Genomic DNA, 15,405 nt, shown 5'->3' on the forward strand with positions numbered 1-15,405 from the left:
GTGAGGCGATCGACCATGGAACACCGTGCCCGGCCCGTGGAGGGCGTGCTGCACCGCGTCCTCTCCGTCCTGCTCACCACCCTGCTCTCGGTGGCCGCGGTGATGGTGCCGGCCTTCCCCGCGCACGCCGAGCGCACCGGCCTGACGTGCCGTTACAAGGACACGCTCCAGGGCGGGATGGTGATGACCGGCAACGGGCTGCTGTTCCAGAACGGCAAGACCCCGGCCAACGTCGACAACCTCACCGGCCAGGCCACCGCCTACGCCTACACCACCCGCAACGACTCCTCCCGCGCCGACCTGGTGCTGCCCGCCGACGCCACGGTGGTCAAGGCGATGGCCTACGTCTACGGCAGCCAGTACTACGCGCCGGGCAGCCCGTACTACGCCGACCCGAGCACCTTCCAGATGCGCACCCCGGCGGCCGGCTACCAGCGGCTGACGGCCGACGGCGTGGACAACGTGCTGTACAACAACGGCACCTACGGCAACAACCACCAGGCCTACCGGGACGTCACCGCCCTGGTGCAGGCGGGCGGTTCCGGCAGCTACGGCTTCGGCGACACGCCCTTCTACCAGAACTACGGCAGCCGGGGCTTCGGCGGCTGGGCGCTGGCCGTCGTCTACTCCTCGCCGAGCGCGCCGCTGACCCAGGTCGCGCTCTGCGACCAGTGGGCGCGGATGAACGGCGCCGCCGTCAGCAACACCTTCGACCTCGGCACCACCCCCTACTCCGGAGCCCGGCTCAAGCGGGCCTCGATCTACGCCACCGCCACCTACGGCGACGTCAACTACGGCGACTCCATCAAGGTCGACGGCAGCCGGGTCTCCGACGCGGCCAACCCCGCCACCGACTGGGGCAACGGCACCTGCACCCAGTACGGCAAGGACATCCCGGGGCGCGACCCGAGCTCCGGCACCGGCTGGGGCGGCGTCGCGATGCCGTGCCCGGACATGGACGTCGACACCATCGACATCACCGCCATCGCCCCGACCACCCGGACCTTCCCGGTGGTGCAGGGACGGGAGGGCTCGATCGAGGAGATCGGCTACGGCGTGGTCGGCTTCACCTTCGAGCCCAAGGCCGACCCCAAGCTCGACCTCACCAAGACCGGCAAGCTGAACGACACCAACGGCGACGGCAAGGCCAACCCCGGCGAGAGCGTCTCCTACGGCTACACCGTCACCAACACCGGCAACACCACGGTGGGTTCGATCACCGTGGCCGACGACAAGATCACCGCGCCGGGTGCGGTGAGCTGCGCCAGGACCACCCTGCCGGCCGGTGAGAGCACCACCTGCACCGCCACCTACACCGTGACGGCCGCCGACGCCACGGCCGGCAGCGTCACCAACCACGCCACCGCCAAGGGCAAGGACCCCGAGGGCACCGAGGTCACCACCCCGCAGCGCCAGGTCACCGTCCCGGCCGGGCCCGCCCCGGTCCGGGTCACCCTGGACAAGAGCGTCACCAAGGCGCCCGCCCCGGTGCCCGGCAGCCCCGGCACCTACGAGACCCAGTACGAGCTGCGGGTCGGCAACACGGGCTCGGCCACCACCTACGATCTCGACGACACCCTCACGTACGGCACCGGACTGACCGTCACCTCCGCCACGGTCGCCAACACCGCCCCGGGCGGCCTGACCCCGGTGGCCGGCTGGGACGGGCGCGGCCAGGTCAAGGTGGCCCAGGGCCAGGCCATCGCGGCCGGCACCGAGGCCGCCCCGGCCACCCACGTCTGGCGGGTGACGGTCCGTCACACCGTCGATCCGGGCCAGGCCACCTCCACCTCCACCGACTGCACCCTGGACGCGGGGGAGAGCGGCACCGGCACCCGGAACGAGGCGAGCGCGACCTCCGGCGGCACCACCTCCGCCAAGGACGCCTGCAGCCCGGTCGCGGCCGTCACCAGCGCCAAGACCCTGGTCTCGGGTGCGCCGACCAGCGGCGGCCGGTGGGAGGCGGTCTACGAGATCACCGTCACCAACAAGGGCGCCGCGCCCGGCAGCTACTCGCTGGACGACCGGGCCCGCTTCGGTGCCGGCGCCACCGTCAGCTCGGCGCGGGTGACCACCGCCCCGGCCGGCGTCACCACCAACCCGGCCTGGGACGCCCAGGGCACCACCCGGATCGTCACCGACCAGGCGATCGGCGCGAACACCACCCACACCTACCGGGTGACCATCACCGCCCAGGTGCCCGCCAGCCCGGCCGACCCCAAGTCCACCGACTGCACCCTGGACCAGGGGGAGAGCGGCACCGGCCTGTTGAACGAGTCCACCACCACGGTGGACGGCAAGGAGGAGAAGAAGCAGGCCTGCAAGGCCACCTCCAACGTCTCGATGAGCAAGAGGATCTCGCAGCAGCCCACCGCGGTGCCGGGCAGCCCGGGCGTGTACGAGATCAGGTGGGACCTGACCGTCACCAACGCCGGCTCCGCCCCGACGACGTACCAACTGGTCAACGACACCACCAAGTTCGGCACCGGCGTCACCACCGTCTCCACCGCCGTCGCCAACACCGCCCCGGGCGGCCTGGCCGTCAACGCGGGCTGGAACGGCACCGGCGACACCAAGGTCTCCGACAGCCAGACCATCGCCGGCTCGGCCACCCACGTCTACACCGTCACCGTCCGGTACCGGGTCGACCAGGCCACCGCCACCCAGAAGTCCACCGACTGCACCCTGGACGCGGGCGAGTCCGGCACCGGCACCATGAACACCGCGGGCGTCACCACCGACGGCCGCACCTCCACCGACACCACCTGCGCGGGGGTGCCGCTGATCAGGACCACCAAGGCCGTGCAGCGCTCCACCCCGAACGGTGACGGCACCACCACCGTCACCTACCGGATCGATGTGGCCAACACCGGTGGCGGCAGTGGGAGTTACGACCTCGACGACAGGCTGGACTTCGGTGCCGGGATCACCGTGGTCTCCGCCCGGGCCGCCAACACCGCCCCCGGCTCGCTGACCGTGGACCCGGCCTTCAACGGCCAGGACAGGACCCGGATCGTCACGGGCCAGGCCGTCCCGGCCAACGCCACCCACAGCTACACGGTGACCGTGGTGGCCCGGGTCCCCGCCTCCGTCACCGACCCGAAGTCCACCGACTGCACCGAGGACCCGGGCGAGAACGGCGCCACCGGCCTCTCCAACACCGCGACCACCACCTCCTCCGGCGGTACCCGGACCAGCCGGGCCTGCGTGGAGACCCCCAGCGTCACCGTCACCAAGACCTTCACCCAGCAGCCCACCCCGGTGGCCGGCCAGGCCGGCACCTACGAGGTCCGCTACGACCTCACGGTGGCCAACACCGGTGCGGGCCCCGGCTCGTACACCCTCGGCGACACCCTCAAGTACGGCACCGGACTGACCGTCACCTCCGCCACCGGTGCCAACACCACCCCCGGCGGCCTGGCCGTGCGGCCCGACTGGAACGGCCGGGACAAGACCCAGCTGAGCAACACCGAGGCCCTGGGCGCCCGCACCACCCACGTCTGGTCCGTCACCGTCCGGTACCGGGTGGACAGTGCGACCGCCACCCAGAAGTCCGCCGACTGCACCCTGGACGCGGGCGAGAGCGGCACCGGCACGCTCAACCAGGCCGCCATCGACACCAACGGCAACCGGAGCGAGACCACCGCCTGCGCCGGCACCCCGCTGATCCGCACCACCAAGACCAGCCTGGACCTCACCCCGAACGGCAACGGCACCTGGACCCAGACCTACCGGATCGACGTGGCCAACAGCGGTCAGGGGGAGGGGCGTTACACCCTCGACGACCGCTTCCGCTTCGGGGCCGGGATCACCGTCCAGCCCACCCCGGCCGTCAGCACCAGCGCCACCGGCGTGACGCCCTCGGCGAGCTGGAACGGCCAGGCCGACACCCGGGTGGTGACGGATCAGCAGCTCGCCGCCGGGGCGACCCACAGCTACACCGTCACGGTCACCGTGAAGCTGCCCGCCTCCGGCACCGCCGACCCTGCCTCCACCGACTGCACCTTCGGTGCCGGGGAGAGCGGCACGGGGCTCGCCAACGAGGCCACCACCACGGTGGCCGGCGAGACCGGCACCAGTGTGGCCTGCCGCCGCACCCCGAACATCGCGGTGAACAAGACCGTCTCCGGCGGCCCCACCCAGGTCGCCGGGCAGGCCGACACCTACGACCTGGTCTACGACGTGAAGGTCGCCAACACCGGTGCGGGCGACGGGAGCTACGACCTCAGCGACCGGCTCGCCTACGGCACCGGCGTCACCGTGGTCTCCGCCACCCTCACCCCGGCCGCCCCGTACGAGGGTGACGCCTTCGACTGGAACGGCCGGGACCGGACCCTCATCAAGGCCGGCGCCCAACTCCCGGGCGAGACCGAGCACCTGTGGCGGATCACGGTCCGCTACACCCTGGACCGGGCCGCCGTCACCAACAGCTCCGGCGACTGCACCCTGGACGCGGGCGAGTCCGGCACCGGCACCCTCAACCGGGCCACCGCCACCGTCAACGGCGAGGCCACCACCAAGGAGGCCTGCGCCCAGGTCGGCGCCGTCCGGGTGGTGAAGACCGCGAACCCGAGCAACCCGCTGCCCGGCGGCAAGGTCACCTACACCATCACCGTCACCAACACCGGCGGCACCGACGCCACCGGGTACCGGGTCGAGGACGACCTGACCGGCGTGCTCGGCTCGGCCTCCTACGACGGCGACGCGGCCGCCACCGACGGCTCCGGTGCCGCGGTCACCCCGGCCCCGGCCTACGCCGCGCCCAAGCTGAGCTGGACCGGCACCGTCAAGGCCGGCGGCCTGGTGCGGATCAGCTACACCGTCACGGTGGCCGATCCCGTTCCGGCGGGTCGGACCACCATGAAGAACGCGGTCACCACCAACGACCCCGACATGTGCCCGCCCGGCTCCACCGACCCGACCTGCTCCACCACCATCAAGCTGCCCCGACTGGAGCTGGCCAAGACCGCAACTCCCAGCCCGGCCAAGGTCGGTGACACCGTCACCTACACCATCACCGCCCGCAACACCGGCGAGGCCGACTTCCCCGGCGCCACCGTCACCGACGACCTGACGAACGTCCTGCCCGGCGCCGGCTACAACGGCGACGCCGCCGCCTCGGACGGCGCGGGCGGCATGCTCGCGGCGCCGACGTACACCGCCCCGAAGATCACCTGGACCGGCCCGATCGCCCGGGGCGAGCAGGTGGTCATCACCTACACGGTGAAGGCCACCGGCACCACCAGCACCACCCTCAGGAACCACGTCGAGGCTTCCGGCTCCGACTGCCCGCCCGGCAACGCCGAGCCCCGCTGCAACCCGGTGGTGCCGCTCGCCAAGGTGAGCGTGGTCAAGGCCGCCGGCCCCGCCAACCCCAAGCCCGGTGACACCGTCACCTACACGGTGACCGTCACCAACACCGGCTCCGCCGCCTACCCGGACGCCGGCGTCACCGACGACCTGACCGGCGTGCTCAAGGGCGCCGACTACACCGGCACTGCGACCGCCACCGCGAGCGACGGCACCACCGCACCGTCCCCGAACTGGGCTTCGCCGAAGCTGAGTTGGAAGGGATCGGTGCCCGCCGGGGCGAACGTGGTGATCCGCTACACCGTCAAGGTCAAGAACCCGGTGCCCGCTGACGGGGCGACCCTGAGGAACGCCGTCACCACCGACGTGCCCGGCGTCTGCCCGCCCGGCTCCACCGACCCGAACTGCTCCACCGTCACCCCGCTACCCCGCCTGGAGATCCGGAAGCAGGTCAGCCCGCAGTCCACCACCCCGCTGAACGTCGGCGACAAGGTCAGCTACACCGTCACCGTCACCAACTCCGGCCCTGGCGACTACCGGGACGCCACCGTCACCGACGACCTGTCCAAGGTGCTCAACGGCTCCGACGGCGCGGGCGGCGCGGCCACCTACAACGGTGACGCCGCCGCCAGGGACGGCTCCGGCACCACCCGCACCGCCCCGACGGTGACCGGCACCACCCTGAACTGGACCGGCCCGATCGCCACCGGCGCCACCGTGACCTTCACCTACAGCGTCACCGTGGCCAAGGCCGGGGTCACCCTGATCAACACCGTCACCTCCGAGGGCTCCAACTGCGTCCCGCCGGACCCGGTCGACCCGCAGTGCCGCACGGTGGTCCCGACCCCCGCTCTCAAGGTCGCCAAGACCGCGAGCCCCGCCGACCCCAAGCCCGGTGACACCGTCACGTACACCGTCACCGCCACCAACAGCGGCACCGGCGCCTACCCCGGCCTGCGGATCGCCGACGACCTGACCGGTGTCCTGAAGGGCGCCGACTACACGGGCACGGCCACCGCCGTGGACGGCGCCGGCGCCCCGCTCGCCGCGCCGGTCTGGGCCTCGCCGAACCTGACCTGGACCGGGGACGTGGCCGCGGGCGGCAGCGTCACCATCCGCTACACCGTCAAGGTCAAGAACCCCGTCCCGGCCGACGGCACCACCCTGAAGAACGCCGTCACCACCAACGTCCCCGACGTCTGCCCGCCGGGATCGACCGACCCCGCCTGCTCCACCGTCACCCCGCTGCCCCGCCTGGAGCTGCTCAAGACGGCAACTCCCAGCCCGGCCAAGCTCGGTGACACCGTCACCTACACCATCACCGCCCGCAACACCGGCGCCGCCGACTTCACCGGCGCGGTGGTCGGGGACGATCTGACCGGGACGCTCGCGATCGGCGACTACCAGAACGACGCGGCCGCCAGGGACGGCGCGGGCGCGGCCCTGACCGCCCCCACGTACACGGCGCCCAAGCTGAGCTGGACCGGCACCGTCCCGAAGGGCGGCAGCGTGGTCATCACCTACACGGTGAAGGTCAGCAAGGTCACCGCCACCCCCGGCGTCAACACGGTCGAGGCCGAGGGCTCCACCTGCCCGCCCGGCTCGACCGACCCGGCCTGCTCCACCACGGTGACGGTCAAGCACCTGACGGTCCGCAAGACCGCGAACACCACCGAGGCCAAGCCCGGTGACACGGTGAGCTACACCATCACCGTCACCAACGACGGCAGCGCCGCCTACCCCGGAGCCTCGTTCTCCGACGACCTGTCGAAGGTCATCGACACCGCCGCCTACAACAACGACCACACCGCCTCGGCCGGCACCGCCTCGTACGCGGCCCCGGTGCTCTCCTGGACGGGTGACCTGGCGGTCGGCGCCTCGGCGACGGTGACCTACTCGGTGACGGTCAACGACCCGCCGTCCGGGGACCGGCAGTTGGCCAACACCGTCACCTCGCCGGACTCCAACTGCCCGCCAGGCTCGACCGATCCGGCCTGCTCGACGACCGTCCCGGTGAAGCACCTGACGGTGAAGAAGACCTCCGACAGGACGGTGGTCAAGCCGGGTGACACCGTCACCTACACGGTGACCGTGACCAACGACGGCACCGCCGACGCCCCCGACGCCACCTTCTCCGACGACCTGTCCAAGGTGACGGACGACGCCACCTACAACCAGGACGCCACGGCCTCCACCGGCACCGCCTCGTACGCGGCCCCGACCCTCACCTGGACCGGCGCCCTCAAGCCCGGCGACACCGCCACCGTGACCTACTCCTTCACCGTCAACTCCCCGCTCTCCGGCGACAAGCAGCTCGCCAACGCGGTGACCTCGCCGGACGGCAACTGCCCGCCAGGCTCCACCGACCCCGCCTGCTCGACGGTGGTCCCGGTCAAGCACCTCAGCGTGAAGAAGACCTCGACCCCGGCCGAGGCCAAGCCGGGCGACAAGGTCACCTACACGGTGACCGTGACCAACGACGGCGGCACTGCCTTCCCCGGTGCCTCGTTCTCCGACGACCTGTCGAAGGTGCTGGACGACGCCACCTACGGGAACGACCACGCCGCCTCGGCCGGTACCGCCTCGTACGCGGCTCCGACCCTGAGCTGGACCGGTGACCTGGCGGTGGGCGCCTCCGCCACCGTCACGTACTCGGTGACGGTGAAGAACCCGCCCTCCGGTGACCGCGAGTTGGCGAACACCGTCACCTCGCCGGACTCCAACTGCCCGCCAGGGTCGACCGATCCGGCCTGCTCGACGGTGGTCCCGGTGAAGCACCTGACAGTGAAGAAGACCTCCGACAAGTCGGCGGTCAAGCCGGGTGACACCGTCACCTACACGGTGACCGTGACCAACACGGGCAAGGCTGCCTACCCGGGTGCCTCGTTCTCGGACGACCTGTCGAAGGTGCTGGACGACGCCACGTACGGCAACGATCACGCGGCCTCGGCCGGTACCGCCTCGTACGTGGCGCCGGTGCTGTCCTGGACGGGTGACCTGGCGGTGGGCGCCTCCGCCACCGTCACCTACACCGTGAAGGTCAACACCCCGGTCAGCGGTGACGGCAAGCTCGCCAACACCGTGGTCTCACCCGACTCCACCTGCCCGCCGGACTCCAAGGACCCGGCCTGCACCACCGTCGTCCCGGCCCGGAACATCACCATCGTCAAGACCTCCGGCGCCACCGAGGCCAAGGCCGGCCAGAAGCTCACCTACACCGTGACCGTCACCAACCTGGCCGACGAGCCGGCCACCGCCGTCTCCTTCTCCGACGACCTGTCGAAGGTGCTGGACGACGCCGCCTACGGCCAGGACGCCGCCGCCACCACCGGCACCGTGTCCTACTCCGCCCCGACCCTCACCTGGACCGGGGACCTGGCCGCCAAGGCCAAGGCCACCGTCACCTACTCGGTCACCGTCAACAACCCGCTCACGGGGGACGGCGTCCTCACCAACGCCGTGGTCTCGCCGGACGGCCCCTGCCCGCCCGGCTCCACCGACCCGAACTGCTCCACCGTCGTCCCGGTCAAGCACCTGACGGTGAAGAAGACCTCGACTCCCGCCGAGGCCAAGCCCGGTGACAAGGTGACCTACACGGTGACCGTGACCAACGACGGCAAGGCCGCGTACCCCGGTGCCTCGTTCTCGGACGACCTGTCGAAGGTGCTGGACGACGCCGTCTACGGCAACGACCACGCGGCCTCGGCCGGTACCGCCTCGTACGCGGCGCCGACCCTGTCGTGGACGGGTGACCTGGCGGTGGGCGCCTCGGCGACCGTCACCTACTCCGTCACCGTCAACAACCCGGTCACCGGCGACAAGCAGCTCGCCAACACGGTGGTCGCGCCGGACTCCAGCTGCCCGCCCGGTTCCACCGACCCGAACTGCTCGACGGTGGTGCCGGTGAAGCACCTGACGGTGAAGAAGACCTCCGACCACGCCTCGGCGATGCCCGGCGACAAGGTCACCTACACGGTCACCGTGACCAACGACGGCAAGGCCGCCTACCCGGGTGCCTCGTTCTCGGACGACCTGTCGAAGGTGCTGGACGACGCCGTCTACGGCAACGACCACGCGGCCTCGGCCGGTACCGCCTCGTACGCGGCGCCGACCCTGTCGTGGACGGGTGACCTGGCGGTGGGCGCCTCGGCGACCGTCACCTACTCCGTCACCGTCAACAAGCCGATCAGCGGCGACGGCGTCCTCACCAACGCCGTGGTCGCGCCCGACTCCAGCTGCCCGCCGAACTCCACCGACCCCGACTGCTCCACCGTCGTCCCGGTCCGCCACCTGACGGTCTCCAAGACCGCCGACCGCACCGAGGCCAAGGCCGGCGACAAGGTCACCTACACCCTCACCGTCCTCAACGACGGCGGCACCGCCTACCCCGGCGCCTCCTTCCGCGACGACCTGAGCAAGGTCATCGCGGGCGCCGACTTCAACAACGACCACGCCGCCACCCACGGCCGCGCCTCGTTCAGCGCTCCGCACCTCACGTGGACCGGCGACCTGGCGATCGGTCAGAAGGTGACCGTCACCTACTCCGTGACCCTGCGCACCCCCGTCCGGGCCGACCACCTGACCAACCTGGTGGCCGTCCCGGACAGCAACTGCCCGCCCGACTCCACGGACCCGGCCTGCACCACTGTCACCCCGGTGAAGAAGCTGGACGTCACCAAGACCTCCGACGTCACCACCGTCACGGTCGGCTCGAAGATCACCTACACCGTGACCGTCACCAACACCGGAGCCGTCGACTACGCAGGCGCCACCCTCACCGACGACCTCTCCAAGGTGCTGGACGACGCCACCTACAACCAGGACGCCGCCGCCACCACCGGCACCGCCTCCTACACCGCACCGACGATCGGCTGGACCGGCGACCTCAAGGTCGGCGCCAAGGCCGTCGTCACCTACTCGGTCACCGTCACCGCCGCAGGTGACAAGCTGCTCGACAACGCGGCCGTCGTCCCGGACAGCAACTGCCCGATCCCGATGGAGCCGCGCCGCCGCCTCACCCGGGCCGCCGTCCCCTACGACCCCGACTGCACCACCCACCAGACGGTCCGTCAGCTGCGGGTCGCCAAGAAGGCCGACAAGCAGTACGCCGAGGCCGGCGAGCGGGTCACCTACACCGTGACGGTCACCAACGACGGCACCGCCGCCTACCCGGGCGCGACCTTCACCGACGACCTGAGCGGCGTCCTGAGCAGCGCCGCCTACAACGGCGACGCCAAGGCCGGCACCGGCACCACCGCCTACGCCGCACCGAAGCTCACCTGGACCGGCGACCTCGCCGTGGGCGCGGCCACCACCGTCAGCTACTCCGTCACCGTGAAGAGCAGGGCCACCGCCGAACTGCGCAACCTCGTCACCGCCCCCGACAGCAACTGCCCGCCCGACTCCACCGACCCCGCCTGCCACACCTCGACCACCCCGGGCGACGACGACGGCCCCAAGCCGTCCGCCTCCCCGACCCCGACCCCCAAGCCGCTCCCGCAGACCGGCGCCGACCTCCCGCTCCGCCTGCTCGGCGTGCTCTCCCTCACCGCCCTCGCCATCGGCCTGGGCACCTGGGCCGCCACCCGCCGCCGGACCAGCGAGTGACCGGCTGACGATCCGTCCGACCCCGTGAGCCCTCCCGCCCTCCCCGGGCGGGAGGGCTCACGGCTTCCGCCGCCCGGGTGGAACCCGCCCGCCGCCGCCCCCGCCTCCGGCGTCGCCCCGCCCCCGGCCGCTGCAATGGGACCGTTCCCCGCACCCCGCGCCGGAGGCCCACCCTGAAACGCACGCACCGCGCTCTGGCGCTGGCCCTGACGGCCCTGGCACTCCTCCCGCCGGCCCGGGCCGCCGCCGACCCGCTCCCCAGGATCTCCGTCACCCTGGACGACGGCCGCGACCGGGCCCGCCCCGGCGACCACCTGACCTGGACCGTCACCGTCCACAACCTCGGCCACACCCGCCTGGACGGCCTGCGCGTCACCCAGCAGCTCCCCGCCGCCTCGGCGCCCGTGCCCTCGCTCTCGGGTGACGCGGCTCCGGCCGCCACCGTCACCGACGGCACCGCGGTCTGGGACGGCGTCGCCCTGGAGCCGGACGCGACCAGGACGCTGCGGATCTCGGCCGCCCTCGGTGACGACGCGTCAGCCCCCGCCCGCTCGGCCAGCACCGCCTGCGTCCACAGCACCGGCGCGGCCGCCCCGCTCGCCTGCGCGACCGACCTCGACCTGCTCGCGGCAGCGCCGCCGGCCGGGACCTGGTCGGTGCCGGCCGTCGCGGCCGCGGTCGGCGGGCTGGGCCTGACCGCGTTCGTGCTGGTCCTCCGCCGGCGCCGGGCCGCGCTCCGGGTGGCGGAGAACCCGTGACCGCGTCAGGGTGCCCCTCGCCGGGAGCGGTGTCCTGACCCCTGCGGCCCGACGGCCCCTCAGGCCGTCTCGCCGCAGCTGCGGTCGCCCACCTCGCCGAGGTGGAGCCGGCCTTCGGACGTCGTGCCGTCGCGCCGTACCGACAGGGAAATGTTGCCCTTGGTGTAGTCCGGGAACCACACGGCGTACAGCGTCCGCTCGCCGTTCGCGAGGGAGCCGACCCGGCGGAGCTCCAGGGGTGCGCCGCCGCAGGCCGCGGACAGCACCTCGAGGTGGTCGCCGGCGAACAGGCGCCCCCAGCCGTCGCCGAAGAGGGTGTCCATGTCGGTCACCGCTCCGAGCGTGTTCACGGGCGGGTCCAGCGGCTTGGTCGCACAGCCCTGCTCCCCGATCGTCGAGTCGTACACCGTGGCCGTGCAGAACCGCTGGTCGGCGGTCTCCCAGGCGAAGGCGGCGCCGGTCGGCCACGCCCGGACCAGCAGGAGACCCTGCCCGCCCGGGGCGTTCGCGCCGCCGGCCTCCGACCGCACGACGACCGAACGCGCCCGGCCGACGACCGAGGCCAGGTCCATGGGCGTGGGCGCGGGCGTGGGCGATGTCGCGGGCGCGGCCGCGGTCCCTGCGGACGGGCTCGCCGAGGGGGTCGGCACCGTTGTGGCCCCCGACCCCTCGGAACAGCCCGTCAGGAATGTGACCAGCAGGACCGCCGCGGTGCGGGCCGCGCGGATTCCGTAGTGCATGACTCCCCCTCTGACGTGCCCCGGGACCGGGGCGATCGAGCACTCCGCGGTCGGTGGTCAGGCCTGCGGCGGCAGCTCGATCTGGTAGCGGATGAAGCCGCGGTTCTCGGCCACCTTGTCGTAGAGCAGGCGGGCGGTGGCGTTGGACTCGTGAGTGTTCCAGTAGACCCGGCCGCAGCCCCGTTCCCGCGCCCACTCCGCCACCGCGTCGATCAACGCCCGGGCCACGCCCCGGCCCCGCACCTCCTCGGCGGTGAAGAGGTCCTGGAGGTAACAGACGTCCGGGCCCGAGGTGTTGGCGTGGACCAGGAAGTGGGTGATGCCGACCAGCCGGCCGTCCAGCCGCGCCCCGAGGGCGTGCATCCGGGTGTCCTCCTGGAACTCCCGCCAGGACCGCTCGTACATCGCGTCCGGTTCGGTCCGCCGGTAGAAGTCGATGTACGCGCGGAACAGGACCTCCCACGCCTCGCGGTCGTCCGGGCCGAGCCTGTCGATGCTGATCACGGTGTCCCTCACTGAGGTGGTACGGATGCGGAGATGACTGTCTATCACCCGGCCGCACCCGCTCGGTCGGCCGGTCCACTTCCGGACGGGAAGGCGTGGGTGCGGGCGGCCAGGACGACGGCCAGGGCCGGGGCCAGCAGGAGGAGGGTGCTCCAGGGCAGGGCTCCGGCGCCGAGCCGGTCCAGCAGCAGGCCGCCGAGGACGCCGCCGCCGGCCATCGCCACGTTCCACAGGGTGACCAGCATCGCCTGGGCGGAGTCGGCGAGCGGCCCGCCGGCCCGGCCCGCGGCGGTCTGCAGCAGGGTCGGCACGCCGCCCCAGCCGAGGCCCCAGAGGGCGGCCGCTGCGTAGACCGCGATCGTGCTGCCGGAGGCGGCGGCCAGCAGGGCGGCGCCGAGGGCGACCAGCAGGGAGCTCGCCACGGTGAGGCGGCGCAGCGCGCGGTGGATGTGCGCGCCGACGGTCCAGATGCCGAGCAGCGAGGCCGCGCCGAAGACCAGCAGCACGGCGTCGGTCCGGTCGCCGAGCCCGAGGTGGGTCACGTAGGCGGCGACGTAGGCGTACAGCACGGTGTGGGCCAGGACGAACACCAGGGTCACCAGGAGGACCGGCCGCACGCCGGGGACGGCCAGGGCACCGGTGACCTTCCCGCCCCGCCGCGGCTCCCCGGGGAAGTCCGGTACGGCGGCGGCGATCCAGGCGATCACCAGGACGGCCAGCGCGGTCATCGCGAGGAAGGCCGCGCTCCAGCCCGCCACCCGGCCGAGGAAGGTCCCGGCGGGCACCCCGAGCGAGAGGGCGAGCGGGATGCCGGTCATCACCACCGCGATGGCCCGGCCCCGGAGTTCGGGCGCGACCATGCGGCTCGCGTACCCGGCGAGCAGCGCCCAGGCCAGCCCGGCCGCGACCCCGGCGAGGGCCCGGGCGGTCATCGTGAGGGCGTAGTCGGTGGACACCGCCGTGACGGTGTTGGCGGCGGCGAAGCCCGCCATGGCGGTGAGCAGCAGCCTGCGGCGCCGCCAGCCGGCGGTGGCGGCGGTCAGCGGGAGGGCGGTGAGCGCCGTGCCGACGGCGTAGACGGTGACCGACTGGCCCATGGCGGACTCGCTGACCGCCAGGTCGGCGCTCATCGCGGGCAGGACGCCGACCGGGAGCGTCTCGGTGAGGCTGGTGACGAAGACGGCGGTGGCGAGCGCGAGCAGTGCCGCCATCGGCAACCCGCCCTGCCGGGACGGGGTTCGGGCACCGGAGACTGGCTGAGTGGTCGTCATGCCGGTTATCGTCGAACCCTCACATCGGTGTGAGGGTCAAAGCGGGCGGGCGTGAGGTGGGTCACATGCGGATCGGCGAACTCTCGGAGCGCACGGACACCTCCCGACGCCTGCTGCGCTACTACGAGGAGCAGGGCCTGATCCTCTCCACCCGCTCCGCCAACGGCTACCGCGAGTACGACCCGCGCTCGGTGGACCGGGTGCTCCAGGTCCGCGGTCTGCTGGACGCCGGGCTCCCGACCAGGATCATCAAGCAGATCCTGCCCTGCCTGGACCAGCCCCGGGTCATCCACTTCACCGACGCCACGCCGGAGATGCTCGCCGCCCTGGAGCTGGAGCGCGACAAGATGAGCCGGCGCATCGACTGCCTGACCCGCAACCGGGACGCCGTCTCCGAGTACCTGGAGACCGTCCGCCTCACCCGCGCCCGGACCTGACGGTCCGTCTGCCGCCTCTTGCCTACCGCTCCTCGCCCACCGCTCCTCGTCTACCGCCCCTCGCCGACCGGCCAGTGGCGGCGGCCGACGCTGATCAGCTGCAGCTGGCGGCGGGCGAGCAGGCCGATCCGCTCCTCCGCGTCCGGACGGTCCTCGGGGACGTCGAGGAAGGCGGCGGCCGTGGTCACCAGGTGCTCCACGTAGAGCTCGGCGAGCATCCGCAGGTCGTCCTCGCCCCAGCCCTCGGAGGCGGGCTGCGCCCCGAGTGCGGCGGCCACCTCGTCGGCGAAGCGGGCCAGCTCGGCGGCGATGGCCTCGCGGACGGGGCGGACGCCGCCGTGCCGCTCGCGGGCCAGGAACCGTACGTGGGCCCGGTGTTCGCGGACGTGGTCGGCCACCACCCCCACCGCACGGTCGATCAGTTCGTCCGCCTCGTCGGGGCCCGCGAGGACGGCGAGCACCATCGTGTGCAGGCTGGCCAGCGACTCCTCGACCAGGGTCACGCCCAGGTCCGGGATGTCCCGGAAGTGCCGGTAGAACCCGGCCGGGGACATGCCCGCCTCGCGGGTGACCTCGCGGACGCCGAGGCTGCTGAGGTTCTGGGCCTCCAGGAGGTGCAGGCCGGCGTCGAGGAGGGCGCGGCGGGTCTGCTGCTTCTGGGCCTGGCGGGGGCCGAGGGTGTGACTCACGTCATTCAGTAAACAACTGTTTGCCGACTTTGGGAAGCGTAGAGTGGCGATGTCAGCGAACACTTGTGAACCCAACTGTTCGCTGACTG

The 15,405-nt window shown here is 72.4% G+C and carries 7 protein-coding genes; 3 read left to right on the forward strand and 4 right to left on the reverse strand.

Annotated features, from left to right (window positions below; all coding sequences use genetic code 11):
• Nucleotides 1–15 precede the first annotated feature (15 nt).
• Nucleotides 16–10,917 carry an isopeptide-forming domain-containing fimbrial protein gene (locus ACIA8O_RS25490; RefSeq protein WP_396296282.1) on the forward strand — a complete coding sequence of 3,634 codons (10,902 nt, stop codon included), beginning with the start codon at nt 16–18 and terminating at the stop codon, nt 10,915–10,917.
• Nucleotides 10,918–10,994: 77 nt separating this feature from the next.
• Complete coding sequence (locus tag ACIA8O_RS25495; protein WP_396296283.1) at nt 10,995–11,675, forward strand: hypothetical protein; 681 nt, start codon at nt 10,995–10,997, stop codon at nt 11,673–11,675.
• Nucleotides 11,676–11,734: 59 nt separating this feature from the next.
• Here the strand turns inward: ACIA8O_RS25495 and ACIA8O_RS25500 are convergent, their stop codons facing one another.
• The 3 genes from ACIA8O_RS25500 to ACIA8O_RS25510 form a co-directional block, all read right to left on the reverse strand.
• Nucleotides 11,735–12,247: a hypothetical protein gene (locus tag ACIA8O_RS25500; protein ID WP_396296284.1), complete on the reverse strand. Its 513-nt coding sequence runs from the start codon at nt 12,245–12,247 to the stop codon at nt 11,735–11,737.
• 225 nt (nt 12,248–12,472) lie between these two features.
• Entirely contained in the window at nt 12,473–12,919 is a 447-nt protein-coding gene (locus ACIA8O_RS25505; protein WP_396296285.1) for a GNAT family N-acetyltransferase, read from the reverse strand.
• A 44-nt stretch (nt 12,920–12,963) separates the two neighbouring features.
• The gene (locus ACIA8O_RS25510) at nt 12,964–14,190 is read right to left on the reverse strand and encodes an MFS transporter (RefSeq protein ID WP_396296286.1); all 1,227 of its coding nucleotides are present in this window, start codon (nt 14,188–14,190) and stop codon (nt 12,964–12,966) included.
• Between the two features lie 65 nt (nt 14,191–14,255).
• On the opposite strand from ACIA8O_RS25510, the gene ACIA8O_RS25515 reads away from it, so the two are divergent.
• Complete coding sequence (locus ACIA8O_RS25515; protein ID WP_345287926.1) at nt 14,256–14,627, forward strand: MerR family transcriptional regulator; 372 nt, start codon at nt 14,256–14,258, stop codon at nt 14,625–14,627.
• A gap of 50 nt (nt 14,628–14,677) precedes the next feature.
• Here the strand turns inward: ACIA8O_RS25515 and ACIA8O_RS25520 are convergent, their stop codons facing one another.
• The gene (locus ACIA8O_RS25520) at nt 14,678–15,316 is read right to left on the reverse strand and encodes a TetR family transcriptional regulator (RefSeq protein WP_396296287.1); all 639 of its coding nucleotides are present in this window, start codon (nt 15,314–15,316) and stop codon (nt 14,678–14,680) included.
• Nucleotides 15,317–15,405: the final 89 nt, after the last annotated feature.

Source organism: Kitasatospora sp. NPDC051853 (assembly GCF_044452665.1).
In the GTDB taxonomy this organism is placed as follows: Bacteria; Actinomycetota; Actinomycetes; order Streptomycetales; family Streptomycetaceae; genus Kitasatospora.